The organism is Pseudoalteromonas sp. A757 (genome assembly GCF_004103285.1).
Lineage (GTDB): Bacteria > Pseudomonadota > Gammaproteobacteria > Enterobacterales > Alteromonadaceae > Pseudoalteromonas > Pseudoalteromonas galatheae.
In genome coordinates, this window is the sequence record NZ_QNQN01000074.1 from 19,961 (window position 1) to 36,836 (window position 16,876).

Here is a 16,876-nt window from a genome sequence, read left to right on the forward strand (position 1 = left end):
CTTGAGCGTATCAGCACCACAAACTTCTGCAAGAGTGACCGGCAACTGGTCGTTGTTCGGTCACGATACCCTACTTATTGGCGTTATGGCCATTTTGGCCGGTTGCGGCCTAATCTACGAATATTTGCTTTCCCACTATGCGGGCCGCGTTTTAGGCTCAGTAGAGAGCGCGATTTATGCCATGATAGGCACGATGATCGTGGCGATGGGCATTGGCGCATTTTTAGCGCGTTGGTTTAAAGATCCTTTTACCGCTTTTGCATGGCTTGAAAGCCTAATAGCACTGCTCGGCATGAGCAGTATTTTGGTGATCGCCAGTGTTATTGCCCTTACTTATACCCTGCCCCATACACTTTCCAGCCTTTATAGCCTGCCTCCTGATAGTGTCTTAGATGGTATGCCATTTGAGCAATTACAAGTATTTGCCCGATTTCTACCTTATGTTTTCGGCCTCGTCCTAGGTATTTTAATCGGCATGGAAATTCCGCTGATCGCTAGGATCCGCCAACAAGTGTACGGTCGTTTCCTTGAAAATAACGCAGGCACCATCTACGGTGCAGATTATATCGGTGCAGGTGTTGGTGCTGCCATTTGGGTCACGATAATGCTTGCGCTACCAATAATGCAAGCAGCAGCGTGGACCGCACTATTTAATATCATTGCAGGACTTATCTTCCTATGGCGTTATCATGTTCACGTCCGTTTCGCTAAGTTATTATTCGCGTGTCACTTTGTCCTATTGGGAGTTTTTTTCGTTATTCTGAACCACGGCTCCAATTGGATGAAAGACCTCAGCAATGTGCTTTACAAAGACAAAGTGATCTATTCAGAATCAACGAAGTACCAACATGTTGTCATCACCGAGCGATTAAGCCGCGCACAACCGATGCCAATTAACGACTTATTCTTAAATGGTCGATTACAGTTTTCATCTGTTGATGAACAGATCTATCACACTATGCTTGTGTATCCTGCAATGCTGGCATCCAACCGTCGCGAAAAGGTATTAATCATTGGCGGCGGAGATGGTTTGGCACTTCGAGATGTACTTGAATGGCCTGTTGAAAATGCAACCTTAATCGATTTGGATGGGCAACTGCTCTCACTATTTGGACTACAAGGGCAGCCCTACCCCGCTAGACCGAACATCACTAGTCAATTAACTCAATTAAATGGCGATGCGTTAAATGACCCAAGAGCAACCGTTATCGTAGCAGACGCATTTTTAGAAGTAGAGAAAATGCTCGACCAAGCTAGACAATTTGACACTATCATTATTGATTTACCCGACCCAAATCACCCTGATTTGAATAAGCTATATAGCGACTACTTTTATAATCATGTACGTCAATTACTGGCACCCGATGGCGCACTCGCTATTCAATCAACGTCTCCCTATCACGCCAAAAAAGCGTTTATTAGCATAGCTAAAACGGTAAAGCATGCCGGGTTTACGCATGTTGAGCAATATCAGCAGAATATTCCCTCATTTGGCCAATGGGGTTGGACAATCGCTACGAGAGCTGGACAACCGGCAAGTGCTAGGATCAGGTCGATCGAGACTTTACCTGTCCCAAGTAACTGGATAAATAAAGAGTATTTACTTGCTACTTTCGCTTTCCCAAATCGCTTTTTTGATGGAGCAAAAGATATTGAAGTCAACCAGTTAGGAACGGGAAGACTATACGATTATTATCGCCAAGCATGGCAAACAGAAGATGAGTTGTATAAAAATTAGCGCACGGCCATTGACATATTATGTCTTACGTGCAACTCTTAACTCAGACATAATATGTCAAAACAAAAAAGGTAAATGAAGATGGAATTAAATGAACTATCAATCAAATTAGCATCATTTGAAACAGAAGGTGCTAACTTCGAATCATTCTTAATCGCCAATGAAGGCGAGCAAGATGTATTGCAAGTGATTGTTGACGGAAATGACGAATTACCAATTTTTGTGACTCAGACTGAAGAACAACTTGTATGCATTAGTTACCTATTTAAAGAGAACGAGGTAAAGCCTGAACTGCTAAACGAGTTAAATGAAGCACTATTAAAACTGAATGTGCCGATCCCGCTGAGTGCGTTTGCTAAAATTGATGAGCAGTATGCGATATTTGGTGCTCTAGCCGTTTCCTCCTCAATTGATGAGATCACGCACGAACTGGTCACCCTCGCGGACAATGCAATCGAAGCATTGGAAGCCGTGACTGTGTATTTGAATGAGTAATATTGGAGTTGTGAAATGAGTATTTTAAAGAAATTATTTACTGCTGTTCGTGGTGGCGCTAGAGAAGTTGGTGAGTCAATTGTTGATGCAAATGGCATTCGTATTTTTGAGCAAGAAATTGCTGACGCACAAAACGCATTAGCTAAAGCCAAAAAGAGCTTAACAGAAGTAATGGCGAAAGAGATGCAGACAAAACGCAAATTAGCTGCACTTGACGAAAGCATTATCGAGCATGAAAACTATGCAGGACAAGCGCTGGAAAAAGGTAACGAAGCTTTAGCGGTAGAAATCGCAGAGAAAATCGGTGAATTTGAAGTTGAGCGCGCAGAGCATCAGCAAGTGCTAGACGGTTTTAGTAAACATGTGATCCTGTTAAAACAGCAAATTAAAGAAGCTGAAAAAACGATTAAAGAAAACCAGCGTCAGCTGACGATGGTAAAAACCACAGACAGCGTTCAAAAAGCAACCATGGCAGTAAACAGCACGCTAAATACCAATGCGTCATCTATGGTAAATGCACGTCAGTCGCTTGAGCGTATCAAGCAACGCCAGCAAGATAGGCAAGATCAACTGGCTGCGGCAAAAGAGCTTGAAGCCGCTGCAACGGGCGCAGATCTAAAAGCTAAAATGGCAGAAGCTGGAATTGGCTCTACGCAAAAGAGTAATGATATTCTTGAACGTATTAGAGCTAAACAAAGCAACTAATATTTACTGATTAGAAAAAGGAGGCCTCGCCTCCTTTTTACCCTTTTTGATTATGTAGGTGCATTATGTTTGGCTTTTTTAAATCAAAAAAAACTCCTGAGCGACAGCTTACTCATGCAAAAGATCTGAAAGTTGGGGATATGCTCACCATCATTGATTCATTCGCTTATCCTAGCTGGCTCAAGGGACAAACCCTCAAAGTGGTTGGCGTACAAACTTACCAATTTGAACGCAGCGCTGCATATGAATTTGTTCTCGAAAGTGATTCAGGTAACATTACTTTTTTGCAAATTGAACAAAGTGACGGTGAGGAATACGCTAACTTCTCTATCAAAATCCAAAGAGAAGACGTCGATGCTATTTTTACACTTGATGAATTTGCGCGTATTTTCGATGAAGAAGCACTGACCCACATCGACGCGCAGGCCACTCCGGAGGCTTTCGAGCGATTTTTAGGTAAAAGCTATCAACAAAGTGAAGCGCCCTACATTTGCTACTTCTACGATAGCGATTATCGCGGTCGCACCTTGCCACGCTATCAAGATGAAAGTGGCGAAGTATGTGAAGTTATCGAGTTACTTAGTCCTGACGAAAAATTCGCTATCAATATCGAAATCTGGGATGGGGGAGAAACTGACGTGTCACTAACCATGTGCCGACCACTGAGCGATATTGTCGACCTATTCCCTGGAGCGAACTCGTGACCACAAGAGAAGACAAGTGGAAACGTCAAGAAGTCGCATTGAGGGCCACACAAATGGCCTTCGATTTAACCACTGAAGTACAAAAAAGCATTAAAAAACAGGCAATAGACGAAGAGCTAACACCATCCGATATGATCAGAAAGATCCTTGATTTAGAAGTTAAATCGAAGAAAACTCGGCAACGCTTATCCTTCAATCTAACCGATGATGAAATCGTACTATTAGCAGAACGTTTTGGCGTTGACTCTAACGACAAACGGGCTGTAAAGCAACAAGTCGCCAATATGCTACTTAGTCGCTATACAGAAAATAAAAAGAAGTAGTTGGCTGTATTTATTTTAGATTTATCTAGGTTGTTGTTCTATAAACAACCTATGGCGCCACCCTTATTCAACCTACATGATGTAGCGCCTTGCACAACTATAACACCGATCACTCTACCGCAAGCAGCTCAACTTCAAACACTAATAACGAACCCGGTTCGATTTTACCTGCAGCACGGTCACCATAGCCTAAGTCTGGACCAATCCAAAAGCGGTATTTATCCCCTTCGCTCATCAACTGCACGCCTTCGGTCCAACCAGGGATCACTTGATTAAGCCCAAAGCTGATAGGTTGGTCACGCAGTACTGAGCTGTCGAATACGGAGCCGTCAAGTAAAGTACCATGATAATGCACTTTAACTTTGCTCGTTGCATTTGGCTGTTTGCCACCGTCAGTTTGAGTTATTATTTCGTACTGGAGACCTGAGTCAGTTTTATGTACCTCTGTGCGCTTTTCGTTTTCTTTCAAAAAGTCAGCTGCTTGAATTCGATTAAACTGCGCAAGCTGCTTTTGTTTCTGACCACCACGAAAAAACACCACCGCAATCACCAGTGCAACAATAACGAGGATAATATTAGTTGTCGTCATGGTTTTCTTCTCCTTTGTCGTCATCGCCGTTTACTACTTTTGCAATACGCTCAAGTTTCGCCATTGCAACTGCATTGATACTGTTTTCAGGATAGCCTTCATCGCTAAGCTCTCCTGCTGGTCTATCCATTAACAAGCTAAGCGCTTCATCTACTGTAGCAACGGCATAGACATGGAATAAGCCTTTTTCAACAGCTGCAATCACTTCATCATCTAACACTAAGTTGACCTTGTTAGATTCAGGGACGATCACCCCTTGCTTACCTGTGAGACCTCGCATTTTGCAGAGTTTAAAGAAGCCTTCGATTTTTTCGTTTACACCACCAATGGCTTGTACTTCACCGTGTTGGTTAATTGAACCGGTGAGCGCTAACGATTGATCCACGGGCAGTTGCGTCACAGCCGATAGCAGCGCACAAAGCTCTGCAAGTGATGCGCTATCACCGTCAATAAAACCATAATTTTGTTCAATGGCAATATTTGCGCTAAGTGTCAGGCTAAAGTCTTGCGCATACTTGTTACCTAGGTAACCCGTAAGCAGCATCACGCCTTTTGAGTGAATTGACTTACCTAAGTCTACCTCACGTTCAACGTCAATCACCCCGTCAGCACCCGCGTATACCGTAGAGGTAATACGCGCAGGCGTACCAAATGCGGTGTCACCAATATGCAGTACCGTCAGGCCATTTACCTTACCAATTGCGGTGCCTTCGGTTGCAATCAAGGTATGCCCTTCTTGAATATCGCTGAGCATGTTTTCACTTAACTGTCCTGTTCGATATTCTTTTCCGGCTATCGCCTCATCGATGTGATTAGCGGCAATTTGGTTTACGCCATCTTGCTTGGCATAAAAACTGGCTTCTGCCACCAGCTCCAAAACATCAGCAAAGCGCGCCGAAAGCTTACTGTGGTGCTCCGCTTGGCGATAGCTAAATTTAAGCATCCGCGCCAGCGCCGCTGAGCTAAGCTCAATCTTCAAGGTATCATTGCAGTATTCCATCACCTTAGTGATAAATTGATACTGCATTTTGTCCGAGCTTGGTAAGTAGTAATCAAAATCAGCGAGCACTCTAAATAGCTCTGCAAACTCTTCATCGTACTCACCTATGGTGTAATACAGGTCTCGCGACCCCAATAGAATAATTTTGACATCCAACGGAATTAGCTGCGGCTTTAAGGTAAAGCTGCTGCCCACCGAATTGTCTTGATACGGTAGGTCATTTTTAATTTGGTGGGTTTTCAGCGACAGTTTAAGGCCATCCCACACTTGCGCGTTAGCCATAACTTTTTCTGCATCCATGATCAGATAGCCGCCATTGGCGCGGTGCAATGCACCGGCTTGAATAGAGCGATAGCTAGTGATCAAATTACCTTGGGAGGTTGCATATTCCACCTTACCAAAGATATTACCAAAGGTCGGATTTGGCTCGTACACCACAGGCGCAGGATCGTCTTCTTTAAACTCAACCAGAATATTGGGCGCAAAAAAGTCAGTGAGCATTCCCTTTGAATCAAAGTCGTCTTTGTTTTCGTCGCTGCTACTATCGTCGTCTAGCCAATCTAATACCGCATCGACAATTTCAACCTTGAGATCTTTAAGATAACGCAGTACGCCAATGTGTGCGGCATACTTATGCTCAAGTGCTTTTAATAGCGGTTTGGTCGCCATTTCGATGGTGGTTTTTTTAAGATTACGCAAGCGCTCAGAGGATTCGCGCTTCCATCTTGGCAGCTCAATAAGCGACTCAATGAGGGCATCTTCTAATGTTTCAATTGCCGTTAAAAAGTGTGCCTGAACATGCTCGTCTAGTGCTGAAAACTCCGTATCACTAAGTTGCTTACCGTCAACCACAGGAGCGAAACCAACCGTTCCCGTATCTTCTATCAGTGCAACGCTCATATTCATAGCTTGCTGCTCAACAGCGGTGATCGCAGCGTCGTATTTTTGTTCGAACTCTTTATCTAGCGACTTTTTCTTGCGTTGATAACCCGGGTTATCAAAAGCTGCAGGAAAAGTATCTAAGATCTCATCGATAAAGGCGTCAATATCTGCCTCAAGCTGCTTACTTTCACCCGCTTGCATAAACAGTGCGATAGGCTCACGATGGTCGTCATAGTTGTTGACGTACAGCCATTCTTTGGGCGTTGGCTTAGTTTTACTGTGCGCCTCGAGCTTGTCTTTTACCATGGTAAAACGACCCAGCGCCGCTTCTCCCATGACATAGACATTATAACCGGGTAGCTCCATTCCCAAGGCAAAGTCTAGCGCGGTTTGAGCACGCTGCTGGCCAATAAACGGTAGCGCTTCTGGGTAAGGGTTTTGAATACAATTTTCTATGTGAGTCAACGAAACTGATGGCGCGAGCTGGCTCGCAGGCAGTGCTTTTTCAGACGACAATTTAGATTTGGTCATTCTAACTTCTTTGTATTATTCGCATACGTTAGTCTACTCAGCTTGGTGCTTCCAAGCTGAGCGCCCACACTTTAGGGCGCTAATGCTTTTCTGGTATATTCCCCATGCCCGCACTCGCTGCAAGCTGGGATCTTGATGGCATAATAAACATCTAATTTATAGCCACAATTCTTACACACTAATTGTCCCAAAGCTATCCATTCACCTTCTTTATAAATGCCTTGGTGTTCAAAATCCTTTAAAAGTGCGGACCACTCAAGTTGAGTTCTATCTTCTAATTGGGATATTTCGAATAAGATGTTGGCTTTGAGTTCACTCCAAGCCGCTTCATCATAGAAGGTTTTGTTTTCGAGAAGATGTTCCAAGTCACGTTTTAGATAGTAACTATAATCATCATAGGTTTGTTTGGTGTAGTCTTTCAGTGCGCTCTGCGCTTCCCAGAACCGCTTAGATAAATCGTCAATTTCATGTTCTTTGACGTCTTTGAGCCAATCGTAAAATTGATCTAGCCATTTTTGATAATCCGCCATTGCTACACTCCTGTTTCGCCAATAGGTTAAGTGTAGACCAGATATACCATTCATTGTATTAGGGTTAGCTGAACTTAGGGCTCAGCAAACCCATTTGGCTTCTGGTTACGAAGCCAAAAGTCATTGCTATTAGCTTAGAAACGATACTTCACACCAACAGTTGCCGTCGTACCAAGGCCTTTAACATTGTAGCCGCCGTACGTATAGGCTTGTGCACGAGCTGGGTAGTAGTCAGAGTTAAATAAGTTCTCAATACCAACAAACGCTTGCCAGCTTTGCCCGAATTGATATTGACCACTAAAGTTAACCACGTTATAGCTATCTATTGGACCTTGATCTCCAACATAATTACCTTCATCGTCCCGTTCAAAACGTTTACGGTCGCCGACATGTAACCAGCTTAACGTCATAGATAACGCATCAACTGGCTGCCAGTTTAGGTTTGCCGTAAGTTTTGGTGGACTAATTTGTCTTGAGCCAAGGTACGTATCCGCTTTAGTATCTTTACCCTCTACATAGCTATATGTCGCAATGAGTTTTAGCGTGTCGTTGATCTCGTAATCGACAAGTGCCTCATAGCCCCATATTTTTTGTGGTGCTCGAACAGGCTCATAAACTCCGGTTACTTCATTGAATTTATTTGTTGTGCCAAATTCAGATGTACTTCTATATGCCGCAAATTCAAATCGTAACGTCTCAAATTGAGAGTTAAAACCGATTTCGTAGTTATCAACAATCGATGCTTCTGTTTGAATTTGACCAATGTCTTCTACTGTTGCACTGCGCAGCAGACGGCCAATATCCGAGATATCAGAGCCCTGCGAGTAACTAGCGAATGGGCTGAACTTTTCATTTGCGTTATATTTAATACCCACATTGTACGTTGTGGCGTCATAGTCAATGGTGTCACCTTTCACGTTAAGTGGCACAGAGCACTGCTCCGCTGAACGGCAAAGTTTTAGTGTTTGGTAATCAGCTACCGCAAGATCAATACTTTCTTGCCTCACTCCCGCTTTTAACACTAGGTCATCGGCAACAATCCACTTGGTCTGTAGGTAACCTGCGATGCTTTCCATGTCCATTTCTGGCACCCAAATACGACCATCAACAAGTGGCTGTGAAGTCACATCATTCAGCGCATCGACACCATAAATGAAGGTAGCTTGGACACTGTCAAAATCAACCAAAGTATTAAATGTCGCACGCGCGCCCTTTTTTTCAGAGCGGATGATAGATTGACCGCCAGTGTACCCTTCATCAGGGTTTGCTAAACTTGGCGAGAAGAAGAACACGTTCTCAATGTCTTGCATATACGCATCAAGCGTCATTTGTGTATTAGCAAAGATCTCAAAATCGATGTACTTGACTGTAATATTCTCGTTGCCTTCAGGCCCTTGTGGCTTACCTTGTTTCTGCTGAGCTGGTGGCACGTGAATAGCGTAAGATTTTTCACCTAAATTGATGTTGCCAAACACATCACCTAGGTCCGTTTTTTGCTGTGAACTGTAGAAGTTGTAGCTAAATTGCAGTTGCTTGTCTTCGTCAAAGTCATAGCCAAGCTTAGTAAAGTAGTTTTCTGTCACGGTATCCGACAGACCATACTGTAAACCCAGAATATCACCTTCAGCATCACGCTGAACGCCATTTTCTTCATAGCTTGCTGTGACTAAATAACTAAATTGGTCAACACGGCCATTAATTGCGCCCGCTATTCGAGCACCAGCGCTCTCTGCAAGCTTTACTGCACTAAAGCGGCTAGATAGACTAATTTCACCTTCTGGTTTGCCATCGCTTTTGGCCTGCTTGGTGATGTAGTTAATGATCCCGCCTGAAGCACCATTACCATAAATTGAGGTTGCCCCTTTGATCACTTCTATACGGGCGATGGCACTTGGATCGAGTGTTTTTACACCCAACGAACCATTTCGCAGTGGTGTAGACTGAGGTACACCATCAATCATCACCAGAGGCGCACGTCCACGCAACGATTGCCCAGTATTACTCGAACTCCCCGTATCCGGAGCAAGACCAGGAACAATTTGAGATAACAAGCTTTGTAGTTCTGGATTTACTTTTAAATGATCTTCAATTTGTTTTTGATTAATAATCGTAATGGAGGCAGGCACTTCATCAATGCTTTCAAACACACGGCTGCCCGAGACCACGATATGCTCCATATCTGCGGCTTGAAGATCTTTAACATTGGTATCGTCTGCAATGGCTGCTGCGCTAACAGCCAACGCTACCATACTGAGAGTAGTTTTTAACATGGTTATCCTTGCTGGATTTAGAATAATAATGATATAGAAAGCGGCAATATAATATTGCCAAACCTCAGTAAAAACAAGGTGAATGTGAATGGTTTGCATTATCCTTTACTTGAGAGTTATTCTACTCTGCACCGTTTTTTGCAATTATATCTACATAACAGCAACTTAGAGTGAAGTTAATTACCTCCTCCTGCGATGACGTTGTAACCAAAAATACAGGCCGGATACCGTAAACAAGGTCGGAGCTAAAGCAAGCACTAACCAGACAAATTGCACGATGGGGCCAGCAAAATCACCAATGTGAAACTTGTACTTAAAGTTCCAAATTTGCGTAGCGACTCCCGCTTTTGACGCATCATATTGCGCTACCACCTCACTGCTATAAGGATTTACCCAAACCCAGCTATAGGCATGACTTTCGCCCGGATTTTGAACTCTAAAAGCGACACTGTCGGATGCTTTGTCAGGCATATAAATACGGAACAGCTGACTGTTTGGGAAAGTTGATTTCGCGCGTGTTGTAGCGCTATTTAAATCATAGGGCAAGCCGTGAAAGTTAACCGCAATAGTAGGTGGTTTTGGCCTTGCTTCGACCTCATCAAAGCTCAACCACTCAACCACAGCCTTAGTTTGCGGCTGCCAGTTAAACGCCATGCCACTGAAGGCAATGAGCAGTATTGGTAAGAGCAAATATACACCCAATACGGTGTGTAACTGATAAAGCAGGACCCTTAGCTTCGCTTTTGGTTTTATCACTAGCCGTTTCAAGCGATTTTTAGGCTTTACCCAAAGATAAAAACCCAGCACTAACTCAATAATGAGTACCAGTGCACAAATAGATACCCAGTCTCTAAGCGGCTTTTTGTTGTCAGCATCTTCAAACAACAACCAACGATGTAGCGCCATCGTAAAGCCATATAGCGTAGAGTAATACTCGTAGCGATGAAGGATCTTGCCACTGTAGGGGTTAACGCTAACATAATCACCGCTAGACAACTTCAGTTGCCACGCCAAATCCGGCTGCTGCTCAGGCATAAACAATGAAACTTTTTCAGCGGTTGTAGATTCAACTGAGGTGACTATTTGCTCTACCCCAAGAGGCTCAGACTGCAGCTCAACTCGCCACAACTTAGGCTGAGTAAGATATTGAATATCTTTGGCATATATAAGCAGTGCCCCAGTTAAGCTTAAGCAAATAATAAAGGCACCAGCCACCAGCGCCATTACTAGGTGAGCACGGCGTAACCACAATTTTATCAAGGGAATTCTCAAACTTCTTTCGATATTTAGCAATAGTAAGTGATAATAACTCTTACTTGCAACAGCACAAAATTTACCCTTTTACCGCTGCAGGTCTTTGCGTAGTTTAGCTCTACTTCGACACCACCTTCAGTCCGCGGCAATCGACTAAAATAATTCCACTTTAGGTGCTGTGATTGCTGGCCAATTTCGGGTATGCTATCGAGCAATTTTCTATTAATTTTGCCAGATGTTTGGAAACCTAGATGCAAGAGCAATATAACCCGCAAGATATCGAAGCCAAAGTACAGTCGTACTGGGAAGAAAACAATACCTTCAAAGTTGTCGAAGACGAAAGTAAAGAGAAGTATTACTGTCTCTCAATGTTCCCATATCCAAGTGGTCGCCTCCACATGGGTCACGTACGTAACTACACCATTGGTGATGTGGTTTCTCGTTTCCAACGCCTACAAGGCAAAAACGTTATGCAACCTATGGGTTGGGATGCGTTTGGTCTTCCAGCTGAAAACGCGGCAATTAAAAATAATACCGCACCGGCTAAATGGACCTACGAAAATATCGACTACATGCGCAACCAGCTTAAGTTACTTGGTTTTGGTTACGACTGGGATCGTGAAATCGCAACTTGTCACCCAGAATATTATAAGTGGGAACAGTGGTTCTTCACTAAGCTTTACGAAAAAGGCTTAGTATACAAAAAGATGTCAACGGTAAACTGGGATCCAGTTGACCAAACGGTACTGGCAAATGAACAGGTAATTGACGGCCGTGGTTGGCGTTCAGGTGCCATTGTAGAGCAAAAAGAAATTCCACAATGGTTCATTAAGATCACCGATTATGCACAAGAGTTATTGGATGACTTAGACAAGCTTGAGCACTGGCCTGAGCAAGTCAAAACCATGCAGCGTAACTGGATTGGTCGCTCAGAAGGCGTTGAAATCGACTTTAAACGTGCTGACAACGACGAAAGCTTCACCGTATACACCACCCGCCCTGATACCTTTATGGGCGTGACTTATGTGGCAGTTGCGGCCGGTCACCCAATAGCTCAAGAAGCGGCAAAAAACAGTGAAGCAATCTCTCGCTTTGTTGAAGAGTGCAAGAACACTAAAGTTGCCGAAGCGGATATGGCAACGATGGAGAAAAAAGGCATCGCGACTGGCTTTACTGCTATCCACCCACTCACAGGACAAGAGGTGCCAATTTGGGTAGCTAACTTTGTACTGATGGATTACGGCTCAGGTGCCGTGATGGCAGTACCAGGTCACGACCAACGTGACTATGAGTTTGCAACCGCTTATGGTCTTGAGATCAAACAAGTTATTCAGCCTCTAGCCGGCGCAGAAGTAGAAGCTAATCTGGCTGAAGCAGCGTTTACCGAAAAAGGCACGCTTATCAACTCTGGCGAGTTCGATGGCCTAGACTTTGAAGGCGCATTTAACGCCATCGCAACTAAACTAGAATCACTTGGCGTGGGTAAACGTAAAGTAAACTTCCGTCTTCGCGATTGGGGTGTAAGCCGCCAGCGTTACTGGGGTTCGCCAATCCCAATGTTAAATAAAGAAGATGGTTCTGAGCTTGCAGCACCTGAAGACATGCTCCCTGTTCGTCTACCTGAAGACGTAGTCATGAATGGAGTAACTTCACCGATTAAAGCAGATCCAGAATGGGCAAAAGCAACAATAAATGGTGAGGCGGTATTCCACGAAACCGATACATTCGACACCTTTATGGAATCATCTTGGTACTATGCACGTTACTGTAGCCCACGCTATGATGAAGGTATGCTTGAACCAGGTGCAGCAAACTACTGGCTACCAGTAAACCAATATATTGGTGGTATTGAGCACGCTATCTTGCACTTGTTGTACTCACGTTTCTTCCACAAGTTGCTACGTGATTTCGGTTTAGTGAACTCTGATGAGCCATTTGAGCGTCTACTGTGTCAAGGCATGGTACTTGCGGATACTTACTACCGTAAAGACGAGAAAGGCGGCGATATTTGGATCGCACCAACTGACGTATTAACTGAGACTGACGACAAAGGCCGCATCACTAAAGCGTGGCATAAAGAAGACGGCGAGCCGGTATTCTCTGCTGGCATGAGCAAAATGTCTAAGTCGAAGAACAATGGTATTGACCCGCAAACGGTTATCAAGCAATACGGCGCTGACACAGTTCGCTTATTCATGATGTTTACGGCTCCACCAGAGCAAACGCTGGAATGGTCTGACTCAGGCGTTGAAGGTGCGCACCGTTTCCTTCGTCGTATTTGGAAGTACGCGGTTGACGTAAAGCAAGCAGGCACTGCCGAGCTTGATTTAAGCAAACTAAATGCAGCGCAAAAGACGCTACGTCGCGACATCCACAAAGCCATTGCAAAGGTGACAGACGATATCGAACGTCGCCAAACGTTTAATACGGCAATTGCGGCAGTGATGGAGCTTTCAAACAAGCTTATCAAAGCGCCACTTAATGATGAGCAAGACATTGCACTAGCAAACGAAGCACTAGAAGCTATGGTGATCATGCTTGCGCCTATCACACCGCACATGTGTCACGAGCTGTGGACTGAGCTTGGCAAGGCTGGTGATATTCTTGATGCGGCATGGCCTATCGTCGACCAAAGCGCACTAGTTGAAGATGAAAAGCTTATCGTGGTGCAAGTAAACGGTAAACTGCGCTCTAAAATCACCGTAGCGGCAGATGCAACGCAAGAGCAAGTTGAAGCGATTGCATTTAGCGAAGAAAACGTCACTAAGTTTACTGACGGCAAGACCATTCGTAAGGTGATCTATGTTCCTGGTAAACTACTTAATGTGGTTGCAAACTAAGATGCGTAGCCTATTTTGGCACACCAGCAAGCTAGCAGTTTTGCTAGCTTGCTTCTTCGTGGCGAGCTGCGGTTTTCACCTCAAGCAAGCCTCTTACCTTCCTGACGATCTAAAAGAGATCACCTTAAGCGGTGACGACAAGCGCTCAGCCTTGTTTGAACAATTACAATCCGATCTTCAGCGTGCTCAGGTATCCCTTACACCAAAAAATACCAAACAAGCTGCTGAGTTGTACTTGTACAATGATTCACTTGAACGTCAAACACTCAGTTTGTTCAAAAATGGTCAGGTTGCTCAGTATGAACTGGCTTATCGCGTGTCTTATCGATTGAGTCGTCCGGGCCAAGAACCCGTTAAACAAATGTTCGAGCTGTATCGCAACTATCAGGACGATCCTGACAACGCGCTAGCAAAGGCAAAAGAGCTTGAGCTGATCCTCACTGAAATGCGCCGCCTTGCAAGCCAACGTATTATTCGAGAGTTGTCGCAACTGTAATGCGTTGTTATGCCAATCAACTCTCCAATTACCTGAATAAGGGGCTTGCGCCTTTTTATCTTGTCTTTGGTGAAGAACCCTTTCAACAAGGTGAATGTGTACTTGCAATACGAACAGCAGCTAAGCAACAAGGCTTTGACGAAGTCATTAAATTTGCTCTACTCCCGGGATTTGACTGGCAAGAGCTCAGTGCGCAGTACAATAGTATGTCTTTGTTCAGTGCGCGTACGCTCATCGAATTCGACTTTAATGAGCAAAAAGTTCCTACCCAAGGTGTTGCGGTTTTAAAGTCTTTGGCCGAACAAGTCAATCCTGATGTCGTTGTTATTTTTAAAGGGCTAGGCGCGGGTCAAGACATTCAACGCACTGCTTGGTTCAAAGCATTAGAGCCTAAAGGCCTATTTGTTCCTTGCTATGCGTTAACAGGCCGTTATCTTGAACGTTGGTTTGATGATGAGTGTAAGCGGCTGAAGCTTTCTGTCTCACCACAAGGCAAGCGCGCCCTACTCGTCGCCACAGAAGGCAACTTGCTTGCAACGCATCAGGAGCTCGAGAAGCTCTCCTTACTATTTGGTAAAAACCCAGTTGATGAACAGCAATTGCTAAGCGGCTTATTAAATCAATCTAAGTTCGATATCTTTGATTTAAATACCGGATTATTAACTGGCAACCCTAAGCAAATTATCAAAGTATTGAACAAGCTCGCCAGCGATAATGTAGAGCCCGCGAGTATTCTCTGGACCTTGCAAAACCAAGCTCGTACTCTGCTGGGAGTTAAAACCTTATGGCAAACTGGCACTACACTTGCGGATGCCTATAAAAAGCATAATGTCTGGAAAAATCAGCAAACCATCACGCAGCAAGCGTTAGACAGGTTAACGCTAGAGCAGATGAAACAGTTGCTCTGTATGATGGCAGACTTTGATACCGCATATAAAGAAGCAAGGATCACTGCGCCATACCAAGCTCTGGCACACATTGCGCTGGCCTTTGCCACACCCATCACAATGCCGTTGCCAATTAGTCAGAGTGAGCATGTATGATTGCTTTGTTTGGTGGTACTTTCGATCCTCCGCATTTAGGCCATTTAAATATGGCGATGCGCTGCGTCGACGAGCTAAGTCTGGCTGAGTTAAAGTTTTTACCTTGTGCCATACCGGTTCATAAACAAAAGCCCAGCATCAGTGACGAGCATCGCCTAGCGATGCTTGCAAATTTGCTATCAGGGCAACAAAAACTGGTTATTGATAGACGTGAACTTGACCGACAAGGGCCCTCTTACAGCCTGCTAACACTGCAAGAACTGCGTAGAGAATATCAGGACCAACCGATTTTATTTTTAATGGGTATGGACTCGTTTAATAGTCTGCACACTTGGTATCAATGGCAAGAAATCACAAAGCTGTGTCATCTTGTGGTGTATCAACGCCCAAAAGAACATTGCTCGCCGGATGCTAAAGTCTCGGCTTATTTAGCCAAAGCAGGCACAGATAACGCAGATAAGCTCCAAACCACCAACGCGGGACATTGCTATTTCCTTCACGGTGAGCAAAAAGACATTGCATCGAGTACAATTAGGGCTGCAATCGTGCAGCAAGATACAGAATATTTGGAACATTGGCTGCCCGCTTCGGTCATAGATTATATAAATAGCCATGGCTTGTATGCTGATTAACCCCATAAAGCGTGCTAAAATCGCCGATTATTTGAAATACAGAGACAAAAACTTGGATTCACAACAGTTATTAGATTTCGCGCTAGACAAAGTAGATGATATGAAAGCGCGTGATATTGTTAAGCTCGACGTTCGCGAAACTTCTTCAATCACCGACTACTTAGTGATCTGTACAGGCACCTCAAAACGCCATGTACAATCGATTGCCGATCATGTTGCAAAAGAAGCACGTCATGCTGGAGAAACACCAATTGGCCAAGAAGGTCAAGACATTGGAGAGTGGGTATTGGTTGATTTGGGCGACGTTGTTATACACGTGATGCAAGATCAAACCCGCGACTTTTATGACCTAGAAAAGCTGTGGGGTTAATGTGAAGATCCAACTCATTGCAGTAGGTACCAAAATGCCGAAGTGGGTTGAAACTGGCTTCACCGAATATCAAAGACGCTTTCCCAAAGATATGCCACTGGAGTTAATTGAAATTAGCGCGGGTAAACGGGGGAAAAACGCAGATATTAAACGCATTTTGCAACAGGAAGGTGAAAAAACCTTAGCCGCTATCCCAAAAGGCAATCGGATCGTAACCTTAGAAGTGACTGGCAAGCCATGGGATACACACCAACTTGCGAGCAATATGGAAAAGTGGCAGCTGGACGGTCGCGATGTCAGCTTACTGATTGGCGGCCCTGAAGGGCTTGCGCCAGAATGTATTGCTGCGGCCGAACAAAAGTGGTCATTATCAAACTTAACCCTACCCCACCCTTTGGTGCGTATAGTGGTTGCCGAGAGCTTGTATCGCGGCTGGAGTTTAAATAACAATCATCCTTACCACAGAGAATAATA

At 44.3% G+C, this 16,876-nt stretch carries 16 protein-coding genes; 11 read left to right on the forward strand and 5 right to left on the reverse strand.

All coding sequences use genetic code 11. From position 1 onward, the window contains the following. Position 1 precedes the first annotated feature (1 nt). From DRB05_RS19625 to DRB05_RS19645, 5 genes are all read left to right on the forward strand, one after another. Positions 2-1,738: a polyamine aminopropyltransferase gene (locus tag DRB05_RS19625; protein WP_128728426.1), complete on the forward strand. Its 1,737-nt coding sequence runs from the start codon at positions 2-4 to the stop codon at positions 1,736-1,738. Between the two features lie 81 nt (positions 1,739-1,819). Then, positions 1,820-2,233, forward strand: a complete 414-nt coding sequence (locus tag DRB05_RS19630; RefSeq protein WP_010606165.1) for a DUF2170 family protein — start codon at positions 1,820-1,822, stop codon at positions 2,231-2,233. A 15-nt stretch (positions 2,234-2,248) separates the two neighbouring features. Continuing rightward, positions 2,249-2,938 carry a PspA/IM30 family protein gene (locus DRB05_RS19635; protein ID WP_010371996.1) on the forward strand — a complete coding sequence of 230 codons (690 nt, stop codon included), beginning with the start codon at positions 2,249-2,251 and terminating at the stop codon, positions 2,936-2,938. 65 nt (positions 2,939-3,003) lie between these two features. Beyond that, positions 3,004-3,642 (forward strand): DUF4178 domain-containing protein, encoded by a 639-nt coding sequence (locus tag DRB05_RS19640; protein WP_128728427.1) that lies wholly within the window; start codon positions 3,004-3,006, stop codon positions 3,640-3,642. Then, positions 3,639-3,965: a hypothetical protein gene (locus DRB05_RS19645; RefSeq protein WP_128728428.1), complete on the forward strand. Its 327-nt coding sequence runs from the start codon at positions 3,639-3,641 to the stop codon at positions 3,963-3,965. The genes DRB05_RS19640 and DRB05_RS19645 overlap by 4 nt, the downstream gene beginning before the upstream one ends. Positions 3,966-4,074: 109 nt before the next feature. Here DRB05_RS19645 and DRB05_RS19650 read toward each other — a convergent pair whose 3' ends face one another. The 5 genes from DRB05_RS19650 to DRB05_RS19670 form a co-directional block, all read right to left on the reverse strand. Further along, entirely contained in the window at positions 4,075-4,554 is a 480-nt protein-coding gene (locus DRB05_RS19650) for an FKBP-type peptidyl-prolyl cis-trans isomerase (protein ID WP_010606161.1), read from the reverse strand. Further along, the gene (locus tag DRB05_RS19655; protein ID WP_128728429.1) at positions 4,541-6,967 is read right to left on the reverse strand and encodes an AAA family ATPase; all 2,427 of its coding nucleotides are present in this window, start codon (positions 6,965-6,967) and stop codon (positions 4,541-4,543) included. Before DRB05_RS19655 ends, DRB05_RS19650 begins: the two co-directional genes overlap by 14 nt. A 71-nt stretch (positions 6,968-7,038) precedes the next feature. After that, entirely contained in the window at positions 7,039-7,497 is a 459-nt protein-coding gene (locus DRB05_RS19660) for a hypothetical protein (protein WP_128728430.1), read from the reverse strand. 134 nt (positions 7,498-7,631) lie between these two features. Beyond that, positions 7,632-9,767 (reverse strand): TonB-dependent receptor, encoded by a 2,136-nt coding sequence (locus DRB05_RS19665; RefSeq protein ID WP_128728431.1) that lies wholly within the window; start codon positions 9,765-9,767, stop codon positions 7,632-7,634. Between the two features lie 180 nt (positions 9,768-9,947). Then, positions 9,948-11,024: a PepSY-associated TM helix domain-containing protein gene (locus DRB05_RS19670; protein ID WP_162847801.1), complete on the reverse strand. Its 1,077-nt coding sequence runs from the start codon at positions 11,022-11,024 to the stop codon at positions 9,948-9,950. Positions 11,025-11,272: 248 nt separating this feature from the next. Between DRB05_RS19670 and leuS the strand changes: the two genes are divergently transcribed. Genes leuS through rlmH form a run of 6 tightly spaced genes read left to right on the forward strand, consistent with a single transcriptional unit; the run spans position 11,273 to position 16,874 of the window. Then, positions 11,273-13,861 (forward strand): leucine--tRNA ligase, encoded by a 2,589-nt coding sequence (gene leuS / locus DRB05_RS19675; protein WP_128728432.1) that lies wholly within the window; start codon positions 11,273-11,275, stop codon positions 13,859-13,861. Beyond that, positions 13,845-14,357 carry an LPS assembly lipoprotein LptE gene (gene lptE / locus DRB05_RS19680; protein WP_010606155.1) on the forward strand — a complete coding sequence of 171 codons (513 nt, stop codon included), beginning with the start codon at positions 13,845-13,847 and terminating at the stop codon, positions 14,355-14,357. Before leuS ends, lptE begins: the two co-directional genes overlap by 17 nt. Continuing rightward, a complete protein-coding gene (gene holA, locus DRB05_RS19685) occupies positions 14,357-15,400 on the forward strand; it encodes a DNA polymerase III subunit delta (RefSeq protein ID WP_128728433.1) in 1,044 nt (347 codons plus the stop codon). Before lptE ends, holA begins: the two co-directional genes overlap by 1 nt. Further along, entirely contained in the window at positions 15,397-16,032 is a 636-nt protein-coding gene (nadD, locus tag DRB05_RS19690; protein WP_128728434.1) for a nicotinate-nucleotide adenylyltransferase, read from the forward strand. Before holA ends, nadD begins: the two co-directional genes overlap by 4 nt. Positions 16,033-16,084: 52 nt before the next feature. Next, positions 16,085-16,402 (forward strand): ribosome silencing factor, encoded by a 318-nt coding sequence (rsfS, locus tag DRB05_RS19695; RefSeq protein ID WP_128728904.1) that lies wholly within the window; start codon positions 16,085-16,087, stop codon positions 16,400-16,402. Between the two features lies 1 nt (position 16,403). Then, positions 16,404-16,874 carry a 23S rRNA (pseudouridine(1915)-N(3))-methyltransferase RlmH gene (rlmH, locus tag DRB05_RS19700; RefSeq protein ID WP_010372039.1) on the forward strand — a complete coding sequence of 157 codons (471 nt, stop codon included), beginning with the start codon at positions 16,404-16,406 and terminating at the stop codon, positions 16,872-16,874. Positions 16,875-16,876 lie beyond the last annotated feature (2 nt).

What these genes read in the sequence shown, in the direction of transcription:
- DRB05_RS19630 (WP_010606165.1), top strand. Translation starts at nt 1,820, where the DNA reads ATGGAATTAAATGAACTATCAATCAAATTAGCATCATTTGAAACAGAA.
- DRB05_RS19635 (WP_010371996.1), top strand. Translation starts at nt 2,249, where the DNA reads ATGAGTATTTTAAAGAAATTATTTACTGCTGTTCGTGGTGGCGCTAGA.
- DRB05_RS19640 (WP_128728427.1), top strand. Translation starts at nt 3,004, where the DNA reads ATGTTTGGCTTTTTTAAATCAAAAAAAACTCCTGAGCGACAGCTTACT.
- DRB05_RS19650 (WP_010606161.1), bottom strand. Translation starts at nt 4,554, where the DNA reads ATGACGACAACTAATATTATCCTCGTTATTGTTGCACTGGTGATTGCG.
- DRB05_RS19655 (WP_128728429.1), bottom strand. Translation starts at nt 6,967, where the DNA reads ATGACCAAATCTAAATTGTCGTCTGAAAAAGCACTGCCTGCGAGCCAG.
- DRB05_RS19660 (WP_128728430.1), bottom strand. Translation starts at nt 7,497, where the DNA reads ATGGCGGATTATCAAAAATGGCTAGATCAATTTTACGATTGGCTCAAA.
- DRB05_RS19665 (WP_128728431.1), bottom strand. Translation starts at nt 9,767, where the DNA reads ATGTTAAAAACTACTCTCAGTATGGTAGCGTTGGCTGTTAGCGCAGCA.
- leuS (WP_128728432.1), top strand. Translation starts at nt 11,273, where the DNA reads ATGCAAGAGCAATATAACCCGCAAGATATCGAAGCCAAAGTACAGTCG.
- lptE (WP_010606155.1), top strand. Translation starts at nt 13,845, where the DNA reads ATGTGGTTGCAAACTAAGATGCGTAGCCTATTTTGGCACACCAGCAAG.
- holA (WP_128728433.1), top strand. Translation starts at nt 14,357, where the DNA reads ATGCGTTGTTATGCCAATCAACTCTCCAATTACCTGAATAAGGGGCTT.
- nadD (WP_128728434.1), top strand. Translation starts at nt 15,397, where the DNA reads ATGATTGCTTTGTTTGGTGGTACTTTCGATCCTCCGCATTTAGGCCAT.